The sequence below is a fragment of the Mesorhizobium sp. B2-3-4 genome (assembly GCF_006442315.1).
Taxonomy (GTDB): domain Bacteria; phylum Pseudomonadota; class Alphaproteobacteria; order Rhizobiales; family Rhizobiaceae; genus Mesorhizobium.
Genome location: NZ_VFVY01000008.1, coordinates 231,906 through 246,435, shown reverse-complemented (window position 1 = coordinate 246,435; position 14,530 = coordinate 231,906). Strand labels below are relative to the sequence as shown.

The window sequence follows — 14,530 nt, the reverse complement described above, 5'->3', positions numbered from 1 at the left end:
TGTCTCAAGATGAGAATTCTATCGAAAGGACCATTGGATGGTCAGTCTCGGCGGTCTCGCCCGTAAGGTTTTCGGTTCCTCCAACGACCGTCGGGTCAAATCGACCCGCCCGCGCGTCGAGGCGATCAATGCCATGGAAAACGAGATGCGGGCGCTCTCGGACGCCGATCTCGCCGGGCGCACGCAGAAATTCCGCCAGGACATCGCCAACGGCGCCAGCCTTGACGACCTCCTGGTGCCGGCCTTCGCCACCGCGCGTGAGGCGGCACGCCGCGTGCTCGGCATGCGCCCCTTCGACGTTCAGCTGATCGGCGGCATGGTGCTGCACAATGGCGGCATCGCCGAGATGCGCACCGGCGAGGGCAAGACCCTGGTCGCCACCTTGCCGGTCTATCTCAACGCGCTCGCCGGCAACGGCGTCCATGTCGTCACCGTCAATGACTACCTCGCCACCCGCGACTCAGAATGGATGGGCCGTGTCTACAAGTTCCTCGGCCTTTCGGTCGGCGTCATCGTCCACGGCCTGTCGGACGAGGAGCGCCGCGTCGCCTATGCCGCCGACGTCACCTATGCCACCAACAACGAACTCGGCTTCGACTATCTGCGCGACAACATGAAGTACGAGCGCGCCCAGATGGTGCAGCGCGGCCACAACTACGCGATCGTCGACGAAGTCGATTCCATCCTGGTCGACGAGGCGCGCACGCCACTGATCATTTCCGGTCCGCTCGAGGACCGTTCGGAAATGTACAACACCATCGACACCTTCATCATCCAGCTGCAACCGCAGGATTATGAGATCGACGAGAAGCAGAAGACCTCGATCTTCACCGAGGAAGGCACCGAGAAGCTCGAGAACATGCTGCGCGCTGCCGGCCTGCTCAAGGGCGAGTCGCTCTATGACGTCGAGAACGTCGCCATCGTCCACCACGTCAACAACGCGCTGAAGGCGCACCGGCTGTTCCAGCGCGACAAGGACTACATCGTGCGCAACGGCGAGATCGTCATCATCGACGAGTTCACCGGCCGCATGATGCCCGGCCGCCGCTATTCGGAAGGCCTGCACCAGGCGCTCGAGGCCAAGGAGCATGTGGCGATCCAGCCGGAGAACCAGACGCTGGCTTCCGTCACCTTCCAGAACTACTTCCGGCTCTACAAGAAGCTGTCCGGCATGACCGGCACGGCGCTGACCGAGGCCGAGGAATTCGGCAACATCTACGGTCTCGAGGTCACCGAGATCCCGACCAACCTGCCCGTCATCCGCAAGGACGAGGACGACGAGGTCTACCGGACGGTCGAGGAGAAATACAAGGCGATCGTCAAGGAGATCCGCGAAGCCAGCGCCAAGGGCCAGCCGACGCTGGTCGGCACCACCTCGATCGAGAAGTCCGAGCAGTTGGCCGAACGCCTGCGCAAGGAAGGCTTCAAGGATTTCGAAGTACTGAACGCCCGCCATCACGAGCGCGAAGCGGCCATCGTCGCCCAGGCCGGCAAGCCCGGCGCTATCACCATCGCCACCAACATGGCCGGCCGCGGCACCGACATCAAGCTCGGCGGCAACGCCGAGATGCGCATTGCCGAGGAACTGGGCGACATGCCCGACGGCCCCGAGCGCGAGGCGCGCGAGAAGGAAATCAACGCCGACATCGAGCGCCTGAAGGAAAAGGCGCTCGCCGCCGGCGGCCTCTACGTGCTCGCCACCGAGCGCCATGAATCGCGCCGCATCGACAACCAGCTTCGCGGCCGTTCCGGCCGCCAGGGCGACCCCGGCCGCTCGAAATTCTTCCTGTCGCTGCAGGACGACCTGATGCGCATCTTCGGCTCCGAGCGCATGGACGGCATGCTGCAGAAGCTCGGCCTCAAGGAAGACGAGGCCATCATCCATCCTTGGATCAACAAGGCGCTGGAAAAGGCGCAGAAGAAGGTCGAGGCGCGCAACTTCGACATCCGCAAGAACCTTTTGAAATATGACGACGTCTCCAACGACCAGCGCAAGGTGGTTTTCGAGCAGCGCATCGAACTGATGGACGGCGAAGGCCTGTCGGAAACCATTGCCGAGATGCGCGAAGGCGTCATCGAGGACGTCGTCGCCAAGGCCATTCCCGAAAACGCCTATGCCGAGCAGTGGGATGTCGCCGGCCTGAAGGCCGAGGTTGCCGAATTCCTCAATCTCGACCTGCCGGTAGAGGACTGGGTGAAGGAAGAAGGCATTGCCGAGGACGACATCCGCGAGCGCATCAGCACCGCCGCCGAGGCCGCCGCCAAGGAGCGTGCCGATCGTTTCGGCCCCGAGGTGATGACCTATGTCGAGCGCTCCGTGGTGTTGCAGACGCTCGACCACCTGTGGCGCGAGCACATCGTCAACCTCGACCATCTGCGTTCGGTCGTCGGCTTCCGCGGCTACGCCCAGCGCGATCCGTTGCAGGAATACAAGGGCGAGGCGTTCGAGCTGTTCCAGGCGATGCTGGGCAATCTGCGCCAAGCCGTCACCGCGCAGCTGATGCGCGTCGAACTGGTCCGCCAGGCCGCCGAGGCCCCGCCTCCGGAAGCGCCGGACATGTTCGGCACGCATATTGACGGCACCACCGGCGAGAATGATTTCGAAGGCGGCGAAACCGCCCTTCTGGTGCGCCAGGAGAACAACGCCATCGTCGCCCCCGAGGATCGCGATCCGAACAACCAGGCGACCTGGGGCAAGGTCGGCCGCAACGAAGCCTGCCCCTGCGGTTCGGGGAAGAAGTACAAGCACTGCCACGGGGCGTTCGCGTAAGGGCGCCTCTTCCTTCTCCCCGTTCCACGGGGAGAAGGTGGCCCGCAGGGCCGGATGAGGGGCAGCGCTGACATCTGCGATTGCAGCATGTCCCGTATCAAAGCGATGATAGGCCCGCCCTCGGCAAAGCCGAAGGCGAATTCCTACTCATCCGCCTCGCATCAACACAAATCCCCGCAAGCCGGCGCCGCCCCTTATCCGCCCTTCGGGCACCCGGCCCTTCGCTATCGCTCCGGGCGTTCGTTGTTCGAAAAGCCAAGCAATTGGCTTTTCGTCCGCTGCGCGGACCACGCCTCACCCCCGTGAACGGGGAGAAGGAAGCTCACCCAACCGTTTCTTAAGGTGTCTCCGCTACACCAAAGCCTGAAAAGAGGCGGAAAACGGAGACAAATCGGGGTGCGCTTTTCCGCGGCCACGACTGCCGGGCGGTTCTTGCCGCAGCGTTTGGCGCTGCGCGTGGGGCCGCTGCTTGACCGCATCGACGCCGTGCTGTTCACCGCCGACGAGCGCGGCGAGGCCGGCCGCATGTCGGTCATCGCCTTCTCCATCCGCATCGTCAGCGCCGTCATCGCCTTCATCAGCCAGGTGCTGATGGCCCGCTGGATGGGCTCCTTCGAATACGGCATCTTCGTGCTGGTCTGGGTGGCGATGGTCATCGTCGGCAACCTCGCCTGCCTCGGCTTCCACACCTCGGTCATCCGCTTCATTCCCGAATACCGCGAACGCGGCCTGCTGGACGAATTGCGCGGCATCGTCGTGGCCAGCCGGCTGTTCGTTCTGATCGCTTCCACGGTCATCGCCGGGCTCGGCGCGCTCGGCGTCTGGCTGGCGGCGCCCTGGATCGAGAATTACTACGTGATACCGTTCATCCTCGGCGTCATCTGCCTGCCGATGATCGCGCTGTCGGATTTGCTGCAAGGGCTGGCACGCGCCAATTCATGGGCATTGTTCGCGCTGTCGCCGACCTACCTGATCCGCCCGGTGCTGATCCTGCTGTTCATGGCGCTGATGCTTTGGGCGGGTTACGCTCCCGATGCGCGGACCGCGATCTTCGCCTCGATCGCCGCCACCTACGTCACCACGCTGTCGCAGTTGATCGGCGTAACCCAGCGCATGGAAAGGCAGCTTCCGGCCGGGCCGATGAAGGTGCATTTCGCGCAATGGTTCATCGTCTCGCTGCCGATCTTCCTGGTCGAGAGTTTCTTCTTCCTGCTCACCAATGCCGACGTGCTGATGGTCGGCGCCTATATGGATCCCAACGACGTCGCGGTCTATTTCGCTACGGTCAAGACGCTGGCGCTGGTGCATTTCGTCTATTTCGCGGTCAAGGCCGGGGTCGCCCAGCGCTACGCGCAGTTCACCCATGGCGAGCCGGAAAAACTTGCCGCCTTCGCCCGCGAAACGGTGTCATGGACCTTCTGGCCCTCGCTGCTGATGGCGCTGCTGGTGCTGGCGCTCGGCAGGCCGATGCTGGTGCTGTTCGGCCCAGAATTCACCTCAGGCTATCCGCTTCTCTTCCTGCTCGTCTTCGGCGTCGTGGCGCGCGCCGCGGTTGGGCCCTGCGAAAGCCTGCTCACCATGAGCGGCAACCAGAATGTCTGCGCCGCCGTCTATGCCATGACATTGGCCTTCAACATCGGGCTCAACGTGGTGCTGATCCCGCTTTTCGGCCTATGGGGCGCTGCCATGGCCACCGCCTTCGCCATGATCTTCGAGGCAAGCGCCCTGTCCTTCACGGTCTGGCGCAAGCTCGGCATCGTCATGGCGATCTTCGTGCCTGTCAAAGGAGCCGCATGATGGCCGCCATCCCGTTGCTCGAGGAAACCAGCGGCGGTCCCGCCGGCGCGATGGTCTCCGGCCTTGCCGGACTGGCGCGCGACGCCGATCCCGCCCATATCGAGATCCTCGCCAACAACCGGCCAGAACGCAAGCTCGCCATATATCCGGCTTCGGCCGGCTTCGACCTGGTCGAGGAACTGGACTACCTCTGCGCCCGCACGATCGAACCCAACGTCTTCTTCAATCCGCGCTTCCTGGCGCCGGCCATGCCCCGCCTTGAAGACCGCGAAGTGCGGCTCGCCGTAATCCGCGACGGCGACGAATATCGCAATCGCTTGCGTCTCCTCGTGCCGATCTCGGTGGAACGGCCGGTAGTGCCCCTCGGCGTGCCGGTCATGCGCACATGGGCGAGCCCGTTCGGCCCGCTCGGCACGCCGCTGATCGACCGTGACGATCCGGTCGGCGTGGTCGAGGATTTCTTTTCGATGCTGTCGCGCCCGCATCTGAAGATGCCGAAAGTCCTGGTCCTGCCCGACATCAGGCTCGACGGTCCGGTGGCGAGCCTGCTCGGCACGGTGGCCGAAGCGCGCGGCCTGACGCTGGTCACCACCGGCCAGACCCTGCGCCCGGTGCTGGAGAGCGAACTCGACGGGGACGAGTATCTGAAGGCATCGCTGCGCTCGCACCATTATCGCGAGTTCCGCCGCCTGAAGCGGCGCCTTGCCGACCTCGGCAGGCTGGAGCATGCGGTGGCGCGCGGTCCCGAGGAGATCCGCCACGCCATAGAGAGCTTCCTGACGCTGGAAGCGTCCGGCTGGAAGGGCCGCGAGCGCACCGCCATGGCGATCGACCGCTTCCGGGCCGCCTTCGCCCGCGAAGCCGTGCACCGGCTCGCCGAACAGGACATGTGCCGCATCCATTCGCTGACACTCGATGGACGCACCATCGCTTGCCTGATCGTTTTCGTCGAAGCCGGTGTCGCCTATACTTGGAAGACGGCCTATGACGAGACGCTGTCGGCCTATTCGCCCGGCACGCTGTTGATGATCGAGGTCACCAGACAGCATCTCGACGACCCCAACATCGTGATGACCGATTCCTGCGCCGTACCCGACCACCCGGTGATGAGCCGGCTGTGGAGCGAGCGCAAGCCGGTCGGCACGCTGGTGATCGGACTGGCCCGCGATGCGGACCGCCTCGCCCGGCAGGCCGCCTCGCAGTTGCATCTCTACCGCGAGACCCGCAACATGGCGCGCCTGCTGCGAAACCGGATGAAGAGCCTGCTGCGGCGGCGCTAGAGCTCTTTCAGGAAAAAGCTCTAGGCCGGCCTACTCGGCCGTGCCGGGATTGAACGAGCCGGGCGATGGTTTACCGCGCTCGGTCCGCTCATCCCTGCCACCTATTCCAGGCCCTTGGCGCGGTTCCACGCCTTCGACCACATTTTCAGCGCCTTCTGGTCGAGCGCCTTCGGCAAGTGGAAGCGCTTCTGGGCTTCGGCCGAAGGGTAGAGATTGGGGTCCGCGCGCATCTTCTCGTCCATCATGGCGAGCGCCGCCTTGTTGGCGGTCGAGAAGCCGGTGTCGTTGGCCGCGGCTGCGGCGATCTGCGGGCGCATCACGAAATCGATGAACGCGTGCGAGGCTTCCGGATGCGGGGCGTCGGCCGGTATCGCCAGCACGTCGGCCCAGACCAGATTGCCTTCCTTCGACAGGCGATAGGTGATGGAGAAAGGCCGTTTCGCCTCCTTCGCCCTGATGTCGGCGATATGCATGTCGCCGGAGAAGCCGAGCGCCAGGCAGGCGTCGCCTTCGGCGAGATCGTTGATGTAGCTCGAACTGTGAAACTTGCGCACATAGGGGCGAATCCTTGCGACCACGTCGACCGCCTTCTGCAGCACGTCGGGATCGGTCGTGTCGGGATCGAGGCCCAGATAGATCAGCGCCAGGCCAAGAACCTGTTCCGCGTCGTCGAGCATGACGACGCCGCACGGGGCGAATTTGGCGACGATCGCGGGATCGAAAAGCATGCGCAGCGAATCGACCGGGGCGTCGGGCATGATCGCCTGGACCTTGTCGACATTGTAGCCGACACCGGTCGTGCCCCACATCCAGGGCACGCCATGCGCGCCATCCTTGTCGACCTCGTCGACGCGGGCGACCACGGCCGGATCGAGATTGCCGAGGTTGGAAAGCCGGCTCTTGTCCAGCGCGCCCCAGACACCGGTCGGAAGCTCGCGCTGCATATGCGGCGACAGGTTGATGGTGACCACGTCATAGCCCGATCCGCCGGTCAAAAGCTTGGTTTCGACGATGTCGTTGGAATCGAACAGGTCGTAAGTGACCTTGATGCCGGTCTCCTTCTCGAACTGTGCGACCGAGTCGGGGCCGAAATAGGATTCCCAGGAATAGAGGTGCAGAACCTTCTCCTCGGCCAGCGCCGGGGACGCAAAAAGGCCTGCCGCGACAAGCGCGAGCCAGATCTTCATCATTTCCTCCCTTGGTGAAACCCCGCTTACGGGGTCATGCTCTCATGCGATGCGCTTCAAGCCATGGCGAGCAGACGCTCCGGCGTCGGTTGCATCAGCGCCCCGTAGAGGTCGAAGCGCCGGTCGCGGAATACGCCCCAGCCGCGCCTTGCGCTCGCAATCTCGTCAAGATCGAGGGCAGCCGTGATCACACAGTCGCAAACCCGGTCGGCCTCCGCCAGCTTGGCCCCCGTATGGTCCGCGATGAAGGACGAGCCATAGAAGATCATGTCGCCGGTCCGCCCCTTCTCCGCGCCAGTCCTGTTGGCGGCGATGACAGGCGTCAGATTGGCGCCGGCATGGCCCTGCATGACCCGTTGCCAATGGTCCCTCGAATCCCAACCCGGATAAGACGGCTCGGAGCCGATAGCGGTGGGATAGATCAAGACCTCCGCGCCCATCAGCACCATGGCGCGCGCTGCCTCGGGAAACCATTGATCCCAGCAGACACCGGTGCCGACCTTGCCGGCAGCGGTTTCAAAGACGCGAAAGCCCGTATCGCCGTCGGCGAAGTAGAACTTCTCCGAATAGCCCGGACTGTCGGGGATATGGCTCTTGCGGTAGTGGCCGAGCACCTTGCCGTCGGCGTCGATCATGACCAGCGTGTTGAACAGGCGCGCCCCGTCGCGCTCGAACAACGAAACCGGCAAGACAGTGCCGGTCTCGCGCGCCAGCGCGCTCATGCGGGAGACGGTCGGATGGCCGGCGAGCGGACGGGCGCGAGCGTCATGGCGCCTGTCCTCATCGACGCAGAAATAGAGGCCCTCGAACAGCTCCTGCAGGACGACGAGCTGCGCGCCGCGCCGTGCGGCCTCGCGAACATGGAGCTCGAGCTTCTCGATATTGGCCTCGACATCGTCGGTGCAGGAAATCTGCACCGCGGCGGCAATCAACTGGCGCATATCGGCCTCACAAGGGCTGTTGCTGGGTAACGCAGTGGATGCCACCGCCGTTTTCGTAGATGCGGTCCATATCGAGCTGGACGATCCGCCGCTCCGGATGCAGCCGGCCGAGCGTCTCCCTGGCCAGAGCGTCCGCCTTGCTGTCGCCGAACTGCGGCGTGTAGAGCGCGCCGTTGCCGACATAGTAGTTCGCATAGCTGGTGAGGAAGTCGTCGCTCGTCGAGCGCACCTCGGTGGCGGCGGGGATGGAGACCACCTCCAAGCCGCGGCCCCGCGCGTCCCGGGCCTTGGCCAGGATGGCGAGTGCCTGAGCCTGCGCCTCGCCCCATTCGGACGTATCGCCCGGCACGCTGCTGGCGATCAGCAGCCCCGGCTTCACGAAGCGGAGCGAACCGTCGATGTGACCGTCGGTAATGTCCTTTGCCCGAACGCCCGGGACCCAGATCACGGTTTCCACGCCAAGGATCGACTTCAGATGCCCTTCGATCTCGGCACGGCTCATGCCCGGGTTGCGGTTCTCGTTGACCCAGCAGCTCTCGGCCAGCAGCAAGGTGCCGTCGCCGTCATATTCGATACCGCCGCCTTCACCGCGGATCGCGGCGAGATGGCGCTTGACCCCGAGATGCCTGGTGACCCCGGCGGCAACCCCGGCATCCGTGGCATGAGCCTGTTTGTCACCCCAGCCATTGAAGCGGAAGTCGATGGCGGCGACCGATCCATTCGCATCGCGTACGAAAACCGGCCCGGAATCGCGCATCCACATATCGTCGGTCGCGATGTCGACGAGCTCGACTTTCGGACCACAGAGCTCCGCCGCGAGCGCATGCTGATCCGCCGGAGCAGCCATCGCCACCGGCTCGTTGTCGGCGATCGCCGCCGCGAGCCTGCCCAGCGTTTCCTGCACGCTTTCATAATAGACGCCCGGCCCGCCATAGACCGACGGCGTGCTCGGCCAGGCCATCCAGGTCCGGGCATGCGGCTGCGCCTCCGACGGCGCTCTCCCGGCCCCTCCATCGGCGCTGGCCGCCTTGACCGCGATCTCAGGCATGAGCGCCGCCCCTGCTGCCATGATGATGTGACGTCGCGTCCATGATGTCCTCATTCCATCGCCCCGCTACAGCGGCTGTTCCTGGGTGATGCAGTGGATGGCGCCGCCGGCCGGCACCACGGCGCCGACGTCGACGGTGACGATGCGCCGCTCGGGAAAGGCGCGCGCGACGGCCGCCCTTGCCTCTTCGCCGGACGGCCGGCCGAAAGTCGGCATCACGATCCCGCCATTGACGAGGGCGAAGTTGATGTAGGAGCGCGCAAAGACGGCGCTGGTCGCCTCGACGTCGTAGGCTTCGGGAATCATGATGGTCTCGAAACGGCGCCCGCGCGCATCGGTCTGACCGCGCAGGGCGGCAAGGTTGTCGGCAAGGATGCGCCCGTGCAGATCGGATGGGTCGGGGTTGTATTCGAACATCACCACGCCCGGACGCACGAAGCAGCACATCCCGTCGACATGGCCGTCCGTCTCCAGATCCAGCGGATCGCCCGGCAGCCAGACAACCTTCTCCATGCCGAGCATGCGCATCAGTTCCTTCTCTACCCAGCCCTTGGACAGGCCCGGGTTGCGGTTGGAATGAAGCAGGCTGGTTTCGGTGACGATCAGCGTGCCCTCGCCGTCGGTCGTCAGCGAACCGCCCTCGCAATGCAGGAAGGAGCGAAGGGCGAGAGCGCCCTCATGCGCCAGCACGCGCTCGGCCAGGGCATTGTCCTGATCATAGGGCTCGTGCTTGCGCCCCCAGGCGTTGAAGCGCCAGGAGACACCTGCGAGGCCGCCATCGGCCAGCTTCAGGAACGTCGGGCCCGAATCGCGGATCCAGCAATCGTCGATCGGAATTTCAACGACGTCGACCCCATTGCCGAGCATCGCCCTAGCACCGTCGGCATGATCCGGATGGGCGACCATGCTGACGGGCTCGAACGCGGCGATGGCGTGTGCGACATCGGCATAGGCCTGCTGCATGGCAGGCAGGGCGGCGGCGTACATGTCGCGCCGATGCGGCCAGGCCATCCATGTCCTTGCATGCGGCTCGAATTCGGCGGGCCGGCGGAACCGCAACTGCTGTGCCGGCCAATCAACGGCGTTCATGAAAAGCTCCATTCATTTGTGGAGCTCATTGTTATGCAGGCTTCCGCGCCATACAACTGAGAAGCATTCCTGTTCATCATGAATGGAATTTATGAATGGTGAAGTACCGGCACATTCCTCCGACCCAGTTCCTGAAAGGGTTCGAAGCCGCCTCCCGTCTTGAAAACTTCAGTCGGGCAGCCGAGGAACTCGGTCTCACCCAGTCCGCCATCAGCCACCAGATGCGCCTGCTGGAGGGCCATATCGGCCAGAAGCTGTTTCTGCGCAGCGGCCGCGAAGTGCGGCTGACAGATGCCGGACGCGACTACCAGCGCACGGTGCGCCGCTGCCTCGAACTCATGGAAGAAGGCTACCGGCGTCTCGAACCCTATCGAAAGCCCGGCAGCGTCGTCATCTACGCCCCGCGCGATTTCGCCCGGCGCTGGCTGCTGCACCGCCTGCCTTCCTTGCGGGCCGCGGCGCCCAATTGCGAACCCTGGCTGGACACCAGCGGGACACCGGTCGATTTCGAGACCCTGGAAGTCGACATGGCGATCGTCTACGCCGATACGCCGCCGGAGGGCCGCGAGAGCCTGCTCATCGCCAGGGACGTCCTGTCCCCGGTCGCGACAGCGGAACGGTCAGCGCGCTTGCGACTGCCTTCCGACCTGCTCCATGCGACGCTTGTTCACGATGAGCACCCTCTCGGCTGGGCGGACTGGTTCAGGCGCGCCGGCATTGGCGCGAACGGAACCTGGACCGGCACCAACTTCAGCGACAGCGATTTCGCCCTTGCCGCCGCCGAGCTTGGCCAGGGAGTGGCGCTTGGCAGCATGACTCTGGCGGCGAAGGCCCTTGCCGACGGCGCACTGAAACAACTTTTTGATCATGTCCTGGAAACAGGCCGCGCATGGTATGCCATATCGACGGCCGAACGGCTTGCGGACACGGACATACGCGACACCTGGAATTGGCTTCGGGCACAGGCTTGAAGAAATTCCCGAAAACGTGTGAAGCGGTCTTGCGTCCGCGATTGTATAAAACAAGCGACAGAGCACTGGAGGCGATCCCGTTCGCCGAAACGCCCAGTGTGGCCGAACTGCATCGCCGACAGCTTGCCGACATGCATCCGGGCAAGCCGGGCCGGCACCAACGGCACATCGTCACATAACTGCAATACGCCGCGCCTAGCTAGGGGCGCCGCCACATCTCACATCGAGGGAATATCATGCTTTTGCGTACCATCGTCGCCCCATTGGGCGTCTGCTTTGCCATGTCCACATCAAGCTTTGCCGCCGACCTTGTCGAAGCGCCGCCGCCAGCCGCGCCCACCTGGACGATCGGGATCGAGGGAAGTCCTGAATTCTACGCCATCGACAATGGCAGCAACACCGCCCGCTCGCTTGCCGACACCTACTTCAAGCTCAGTGTCTCGCACAATTTCGACAACAATTTCGTCGGCGGGATCTTCATCCAGCCGACCTTGAAGACCGGGGGAAAATCGCAGTATTACGCCGAGGCGAGCCTTGGTTACAAAATCAAGATCACCGATGCCTTCACCCTGACCCCCAGCCTGGGCCTCGGCTACACCTGGCACGATACGGGCATCATCAAGGATGACGATGCCAACGCGAACGTTCCCTACTACGCCCTGTACATCGCCGGTGATTGGAAAATGTCGAAGCAGTGGACGTGGAACGTCTTCAACTTCCGCTACCGCAATGCCTTCAACACCACCTGGGAAACACCGAAGCTCGCAACCGGCGTGACCTACAACATCGACTCCACCAATGCCGTCTATGCCAGCGTCGGCTATTCCTGGAAGAAGACCGACACGACGTCGGCCCCCTACAACGACCTCGCCGGCGACAAATGGAACATCGCCATCGGCTATAAGCATTCGCTTTGACATTTTTGGGTGAGGGCTGGCGGCCGCGGCCGATCAAGCCTTCACATCCCGTCTTGCGGTTCATCCGGCATGGTGCAATCCACCGTGCCGGATGGCCTGCGACCGGGCACACAGCCAGTGGAATACCGGCAACACATCCTTCGTCCAATGCGCGAAGGATGACCTGCCAACCGAAGCTCGAAGAGCGAAGGATGGTGCCCCTAGCCGGGATCGAACCAGCACTCCTTGCGGAACTCGATTTTGAGTCGAGCGCGTCTACCAATTCCGCCATAGGGGCTCAGGCCGGGTGGCCTGGATGGCGCGGACTATACGGTTGGGGGCCTGTTCGTCAACTGGCCTGTTGCCGATAGCGCACCGAAGCCGCGACCAAACCGCGCCTTTCGGTTTCCTGCGCGCCCTGCCATTGTGCGGCGCGGAAAATCTTTCTAGACAGGCGGCGTGTCGACGTGCGGCGCCTTCTTTGCCCCGCACGGCCGCATTCTGGGCGATTTGCATTAGGAGAGCCGATGCTTCGCGGATTGTACGACTGGACCTTGTCGCTGGCGGCGCGGAAGTCGGCCGAATGGTGGCTGGCTTTGATCGCCTTCGTCGAAAGCTCGGTATTCCTGGTGCCGGCCGACGTGCTCTATCTGCCGATGGCGCTGTCGCGGCCGGATCGCGCCTACCGCTACGCGCTGATCGCCACCGTCGCTTCGGTGCTGGGCGGCGTCGCCGGCTGGTTCATCGGCCATTACGCCTATGAGGCCGTGGCACGGCCGATCCTCGAATTCTACGGCAAGTATGACGAGTTCGAACAGTTGCGCACCTCGTCCGGCATCGGCTTCATCATCCTGATGCTGATCACATCCGGCGCCGCCCATTTGCCGCCGATCAAGGTGGTGACCATCCTGTCGGGCGTCATCGGCGTCAATCTGCTGCTGTTCATCGGGCTGGCGATCGTCGCGCGCGGCGCCCGTTTCCTGCTGCTGGCCTGGTTGCTGCGCCGCTACGGCGAATCGATCAAGGAATTCATCGAAAAGCGCTTGGGATTGATCGTCGGCGCCGGCGCCGTTGCCCTTATTTTGCTCTATATCCTCGTCAGATACGCCCACGGATAGCAGCGTAACCAAACGGACCCCTCAGATGACATCGACCATGACCGCCGGCACCGGAAATCCGCGGACGCGCGCAGCGCTCTTCCTCGCCGTCGCCATGGCCGCGACCGTCGGCTCCGCGCTCGCCTTCCAGTACATTGGCGGCTATATCCCCTGCCACCTCTGCCTCGAGCAGCGCACGCCCTATTACATCGGCGCGCCCTTGATGCTGCTTGCGGTGATTGCATCCATGCTGCGCGCGCCGGCCTGGCTGACGCGCGGCCTGCTGGCCATTGGCGGCCTGCTGATGCTCTACGGCCTCTATCTCGGCGTCTATCACTCCGGCGTCGAATGGGCCTGGTGGCAAGGTCCGGCCGACTGCACGGCTGGCGCCGGGCCGGTCGACACCGGCGGCAAGGGCGTGCTCGACGCGCTCGACAAATTCGTGCCGCCCTCCTGCGACAAGGCGGCACTGCGCATTCTGGGCCTGTCCCTGGCCGGCTGGAACGCCATCGCCAGCCTGATCCTCGCCGCCGTCGCTTTCCGCGGCGCGCTATCGCGCGATTGAGTTAGCCTCTTACGTCCAGCCAGGTCGACCCCCACTCCGTCGAGCTTCGCTCGACACCTCTCCCCCGATCGACGGGGTAGAGGAAGGGCGCGAACTTTTGGTCGCCAGCGCTCCTCACAGAGGCGCCTTTCCTCTCCCTCCGGAGGGGGGAGAGGTGGTGCTGCGAAGCAGCGACGGAGTGGGGGAAGCCGGTCGTTAAGCGCGAAGCCACCTATAAGTAAGCACGACCGGACTGGTGTCACTTACTGTTGAGTCTCGAACGATCTCAGGGTTCCAGTTCGACATCCCAGTAGAGATAGTCCATCCAGCTTTCATGCAGATGGTTCGGCGGGAACAGCCTGCCATTGTTGTGCAGGTCATGCACGGTCGGCTGGTACGGCTTCTGCAGGGGCCACATCTTGGCCTGCGACGGCATCATGCCGCCTTTCCTCAGATTGCAGGGCGAACAGGCGGCCACGACATTCTCCCATGTCGTGGCGCCGCCGCGATGGCGGGGGATGACATGGTCGAAGGTCAGATCGTCGGGCGTGCTGCAATACTGGCACTGGAAACGGTCACGCAGGAAGACGTTGAAGCGGGTGAAGGCGGGATGCCTGGAAGGCTTCACATAGGCCTTCAGACTGACCACGCTGGGCAGCTTCATCGAGAAGGTCGGCGAGGAGACGGCGTGCTCGTACTCGGCGACGATGTTCACCCGGTCGAGGAACACCGCCTTGATGGCATCCTGCCAGGACCAGAGCGACAAGGGGTAATAGCTGAGCGGACGGTAATCCGCATTCAGCACCAGCGCTGGAAGCCCATCCGGAGATACGGCAACCGTCACCTGTTGACCTCCTTCGTCCAGCGCCTGTCCCCGAAAATCGGATGATTTTCAGACGGGATCACGCGC

12 protein-coding genes and 1 tRNA gene are annotated in these 14,530 nt (G+C 63.9%); 7 read left to right on the top strand and 6 right to left on the bottom strand.

The genetic code is table 11. The annotated features are described in order from the left end of the window. Nucleotides 1-37: 37 nt before the first annotated feature. The 3 genes from secA (at nucleotide 38) to FJ967_RS14990 (ending at nucleotide 5,847) form a co-directional block, all read left to right on the top strand. Entirely contained in the window at nucleotides 38-2,770 is a 2,733-nt protein-coding gene (gene secA / locus FJ967_RS15000; protein ID WP_140732593.1) for a preprotein translocase subunit SecA, read from the top strand. Between the two features lie 396 nt (nucleotides 2,771-3,166). Further along, entirely contained in the window at nucleotides 3,167-4,567 is a 1,401-nt protein-coding gene (locus tag FJ967_RS14995) for a lipopolysaccharide biosynthesis protein (protein ID WP_140732592.1), read from the top strand. After that, entirely contained in the window at nucleotides 4,567-5,847 is a 1,281-nt protein-coding gene (locus tag FJ967_RS14990) for a GNAT family N-acetyltransferase (protein WP_140732591.1), read from the top strand. Before FJ967_RS14995 ends, FJ967_RS14990 begins: the two co-directional genes overlap by 1 nt. Before the next feature lie 101 nt (nucleotides 5,848-5,948). Here the strand turns inward: FJ967_RS14990 and FJ967_RS14985 are convergent, their stop codons facing one another. The 4 genes from FJ967_RS14985 to FJ967_RS14970 all read right to left on the bottom strand — a co-directional run bounded on the left by FJ967_RS14985 (nucleotide 5,949) and on the right by FJ967_RS14970 (nucleotide 10,112). Continuing rightward, a complete protein-coding gene (locus FJ967_RS14985; protein ID WP_181175875.1) occupies nucleotides 5,949-7,034 on the bottom strand; it encodes an extracellular solute-binding protein in 1,086 nt (361 codons plus the stop codon). Between the two features lie 56 nt (nucleotides 7,035-7,090). Continuing rightward, the gene (gene aguB, locus FJ967_RS14980) at nucleotides 7,091-7,975 is read right to left on the bottom strand and encodes an N-carbamoylputrescine amidase (protein WP_140732589.1); all 885 of its coding nucleotides are present in this window, start codon (nucleotides 7,973-7,975) and stop codon (nucleotides 7,091-7,093) included. Between the two features lie 7 nt (nucleotides 7,976-7,982). Further along, a complete protein-coding gene (locus tag FJ967_RS14975; protein WP_140732588.1) occupies nucleotides 7,983-9,023 on the bottom strand; it encodes an agmatine deiminase family protein in 1,041 nt (346 codons plus the stop codon). A gap of 66 nt (nucleotides 9,024-9,089) precedes the next feature. Beyond that, on the bottom strand, nucleotides 9,090-10,112 hold the full coding sequence (locus tag FJ967_RS14970; RefSeq protein ID WP_181175873.1) for an agmatine deiminase family protein: 1,023 nt from the start codon (nucleotides 10,110-10,112) through the stop codon (nucleotides 9,090-9,092). Nucleotides 10,113-10,207: 95 nt separating this feature from the next. On the opposite strand from FJ967_RS14970, the gene FJ967_RS14965 reads away from it, so the two are divergent. Further along, nucleotides 10,208-11,083: a LysR substrate-binding domain-containing protein gene (locus FJ967_RS14965; RefSeq protein WP_140732586.1), complete on the top strand. Its 876-nt coding sequence runs from the start codon at nucleotides 10,208-10,210 to the stop codon at nucleotides 11,081-11,083. Between the two features lie 236 nt (nucleotides 11,084-11,319). Continuing rightward, nucleotides 11,320-12,000 (top strand): hypothetical protein, encoded by a 681-nt coding sequence (locus FJ967_RS14960; protein ID WP_140732585.1) that lies wholly within the window; start codon nucleotides 11,320-11,322, stop codon nucleotides 11,998-12,000. A gap of 192 nt (nucleotides 12,001-12,192) precedes the next feature. Here the strand turns inward: FJ967_RS14960 and FJ967_RS14955 are convergent. Beyond that, a tRNA-Leu gene (locus FJ967_RS14955) sits at nucleotides 12,193-12,277 on the bottom strand. Between the two features lie 229 nt (nucleotides 12,278-12,506). Between FJ967_RS14955 and FJ967_RS14950 the strand changes: the two genes are divergently transcribed. Next, entirely contained in the window at nucleotides 12,507-13,097 is a 591-nt protein-coding gene (locus FJ967_RS14950) for a YqaA family protein (protein ID WP_140710065.1), read from the top strand. Nucleotides 13,098-13,122: 25 nt separating this feature from the next. After that, the gene (locus tag FJ967_RS14945; protein ID WP_140732584.1) at nucleotides 13,123-13,641 is read left to right on the top strand and encodes a disulfide bond formation protein B; all 519 of its coding nucleotides are present in this window, start codon (nucleotides 13,123-13,125) and stop codon (nucleotides 13,639-13,641) included. A gap of 265 nt (nucleotides 13,642-13,906) precedes the next feature. On the opposite strand, the gene FJ967_RS14940 is transcribed toward FJ967_RS14945, so the two are convergent. Next, on the bottom strand, nucleotides 13,907-14,464 hold the full coding sequence (locus tag FJ967_RS14940) for an HNH endonuclease (protein WP_027143453.1): 558 nt from the start codon (nucleotides 14,462-14,464) through the stop codon (nucleotides 13,907-13,909). Nucleotides 14,465-14,530 lie beyond the last annotated feature (66 nt).

What these genes read in the sequence shown, in the direction of transcription:
- secA (WP_140732593.1), top strand. Translation starts at nt 38, where the DNA reads ATGGTCAGTCTCGGCGGTCTCGCCCGTAAGGTTTTCGGTTCCTCCAAC.
- FJ967_RS14990 (WP_140732591.1), top strand. Translation starts at nt 4,567, where the DNA reads ATGGCCGCCATCCCGTTGCTCGAGGAAACCAGCGGCGGTCCCGCCGGC.
- FJ967_RS14985 (WP_181175875.1), bottom strand. Translation starts at nt 7,034, where the DNA reads ATGAAGATCTGGCTCGCGCTTGTCGCGGCAGGCCTTTTTGCGTCCCCG.
- aguB (WP_140732589.1), bottom strand. Translation starts at nt 7,975, where the DNA reads ATGCGCCAGTTGATTGCCGCCGCGGTGCAGATTTCCTGCACCGACGAT.
- FJ967_RS14975 (WP_140732588.1), bottom strand. Translation starts at nt 9,023, where the DNA reads ATGCCTGAGATCGCGGTCAAGGCGGCCAGCGCCGATGGAGGGGCCGGG.
- FJ967_RS14970 (WP_181175873.1), bottom strand. Translation starts at nt 10,112, where the DNA reads ATGAACGCCGTTGATTGGCCGGCACAGCAGTTGCGGTTCCGCCGGCCC.
- FJ967_RS14965 (WP_140732586.1), top strand. Translation starts at nt 10,208, where the DNA reads ATGGTGAAGTACCGGCACATTCCTCCGACCCAGTTCCTGAAAGGGTTC.
- FJ967_RS14960 (WP_140732585.1), top strand. Translation starts at nt 11,320, where the DNA reads ATGCTTTTGCGTACCATCGTCGCCCCATTGGGCGTCTGCTTTGCCATG.
- FJ967_RS14950 (WP_140710065.1), top strand. Translation starts at nt 12,507, where the DNA reads ATGCTTCGCGGATTGTACGACTGGACCTTGTCGCTGGCGGCGCGGAAG.
- FJ967_RS14945 (WP_140732584.1), top strand. Translation starts at nt 13,123, where the DNA reads ATGACATCGACCATGACCGCCGGCACCGGAAATCCGCGGACGCGCGCA.